The sequence below is a fragment of the Agromyces humi genome (genome assembly GCF_009720255.1).
Lineage (GTDB): Bacteria > Actinomycetota > Actinomycetes > Actinomycetales > Microbacteriaceae > Agromyces > Agromyces humi.
In genome coordinates this window covers 1-2,407 of the sequence record NZ_WJSP02000484.1, presented here as the reverse complement: position 1 = coordinate 2,407, position 2,407 = coordinate 1, and the positions used below count along the sequence as shown (strand labels likewise).

Genomic DNA, 2,407 nt, shown 5'->3' with positions numbered 1-2,407 from the left:
TTCGAGCCGACGGCCACGTCGGTGCAGCCGGCGTCGCAGTTGACCTTGGCGTTCGCGCCGATCCAGGCGTAGGTGTGGATGTCGTCGACGTTGACCGCGCCGGCCAGGTTCACGGCGGCGGATCCGGTGGAGACGCGGTTCGAGACGCCCCGGTGATCGGGGTCACGCGACTCGTCCTCCCCAGCCGATGACGGAGTCGGGATATCCACAGGGAAAATGGCTCTGACCTGCGGTTTCGACGGCGATCGGATGTCAGTGGTCGGTGCTTGACTGTTCCCATGAACCCCTCGCTCGGCCTCGACGCACGAGCTCGATTGCATGCCGAGCTCGACCTCATCGTCGAACTCGAGCGGGCCGTGCGCGCCGCCAAGGCCGAACAGCTCCGGCGCATCGAGGTCGCCCGCCGGCTCGCCGCCGAGGTCGAGGGCGTGACGGATTCCTCGTCGTTCGCCGATCGCGAGTTCGCGACGCGGTCGTTCGTGGCCGAGCTGGCGACGGCGCTCGTCGTCCACGAGGCGACCGCCGGCAGGTTGATCGCAGATGCCCGCCACCTGTGCGGCGCCTTCGCCGCAACGCTCGACGCGCTCTCGGCCGGCACGATCTGCGTCCCGCAGGTGCGATCTCTCATCGACGTCGCAAGCGGCCTGCCTGCGGCTCATGTCGGCGCCTTCGAGACCGCCGCGCTGACCAGCACCGCTCCCGAAACGCCATCGGCGTTTCGCCGGCGCATTCGTCGGCTTCGCGAGCGCATGCATCCCGAGCCCTCCGACGCGCGGCACGAGCGCGCCCGAGACGAGCGCCGCGTCGTGCTCGAGCCTGCCGACGATGGCATGTCCTGGCTCAGCATGCACCTCGAAGCAGAGCGTGGGGTGGCGATCATGGCTCATCTCGATGCGCTCGTCGATGCCGTGCCCGACCAGGGTGACGATGCCCGCAACCGTCGGCAACGCCTGGTCGACACGGCAGGTGATCTCCTGCTCGGCCGCGCCGTAGGGGCTGCGATCGGCACCACGGGCGCGATGGGCACCACGGGCACCACGCGTACCGAGGCGTCACCGCTGGGCGTGGTCCGGCCACGGGTCTACGTCACCGTGCCGGTGCTCACGCTGCTCGGGCTCAGCGATGAGCCTGCCGAGCTCGACGGGCACGGGCCCATCCCCGCCGAGACGGCGCGTCGCCTGGCGGCGCACGCGCCGTCCTTCCACCGCATCCTCACGCACCCCGAAACCGGCGCCTACCTCTCATATGGCCGCACCCGTTACCGGGTGCCGGCAGACCTCGCGGGCTACCTGCGCGTCCGCGACGGAGCGTGCCGATTCCCCGGTTGCTCCCGTCGAGCCGCAGGCTGCGATGTCGACCACACCCGCGACTGGGCGGCGGGCGGCGCCACCCGCCACGACAACCTCGCGCACCTCTGCCGCAAGCACCACCGACTCAAGCACCACAGCGGATGGCGCATGTCCCAGATGCCTGGCGGCGACATCCGATGGACCTCGCCAGCTGGTCGCGCTCACGTGTCGTCGCCCGATCGGCGGTTCCTGCCGCCCGACGCGCTCGAGCCGTCTGCGCTGCAACGGAACTCGGCGTCACTGAGCGTCGGGCCTCCATCTTCACCCTCCGACGATCCCGAGCCGCCGTGGGCCGCACGTCGAGGCGAAGCCAGCGCTGCCGGCGCGGTCCCTGCCGTGTGACCGACATCACGCGTGCCCTGACCTGGTCAGTCCGCGGATGCCGCGAGCATCCGCCGCACGTACGGCGTCGCCGGCGCGGCCCGCAACTCGTCGAGCGTGCCCTGCTGCGTCACGCGTCCCGACTCCAGCACCATGACCTGGTCGGCGAGCGCCGCGGCATCCGCCGGACTGTGGGTGACGAGCACGGTCGCACCGCCGAAGTCGCGCACATGGGTGGCGAGCTCGGACCGCATCTCGGCGCGCACCTCCACGTCGAGCGCCGACATCGGCTCGTCGAGCAGGAGCACCTCGGGCTCGGCGGCGAGTGCACGCGCGAGGGCGACGCGCTGGGCCTGCCCGCCCGAGAGCTCAGCGGGGTATCGCCCCGCCAGCGGTGTGAGCCCGTAGCGCTCCAGCCACGGCTCGGCCGCCGCCCGCGCGGCAGCTCGAGCGCCGCGCATCCGCGTCGCGAACGCGACGTTGTCGTGCACCGTGAGATGGGGGAAGAGCACGTAGTCCTGGAACACCACCCCGATGCGCCGGCGCTCGGGCGGCACACCGTCGACGGCGCGAGCGCCGATCGCGATCCGCCCCGACCGCAGCGGAACGAGGCCCGCGATCGCCGCCAGGATGCTCGACTTGCCCGCGCCGTTCGGCCCGATCAGCGCGAGCGGATGCCCCGGGCGCACCTCGAACCGCGCCGCGATCCGCACGTCGCCCCGCACCACCGCGACGTC

The 2,407-nt window shown here is 71.9% G+C and carries 3 protein-coding genes; 1 reads left to right on the top strand and 2 read right to left on the bottom strand.

Annotated features, from left to right (window positions below):
• Positions 1 to 209, bottom strand: a 209-nt coding sequence (locus GH736_RS21245; RefSeq protein ID WP_159606855.1) for a hypothetical protein, incomplete at its 3' end; no start/stop codon positions are given.
• Between the two features lie 69 nt (positions 210 to 278).
• On the opposite strand from GH736_RS21245, the gene GH736_RS21240 reads away from it, so the two are divergent.
• The gene (locus GH736_RS21240) at positions 279 to 1,691 is read left to right on the top strand and encodes an HNH endonuclease signature motif containing protein (protein WP_159606853.1); all 1,413 of its coding nucleotides are present in this window, start codon (positions 279 to 281) and stop codon (positions 1,689 to 1,691) included.
• A 26-nt stretch (positions 1,692 to 1,717) separates the two neighbouring features.
• Here GH736_RS21240 and GH736_RS21235 read toward each other — a convergent pair.
• Positions 1,718 to 2,407: ABC transporter ATP-binding protein (locus tag GH736_RS21235; RefSeq protein ID WP_159606851.1), on the bottom strand; the 690-nt coding region annotated here is incomplete at its 5' end.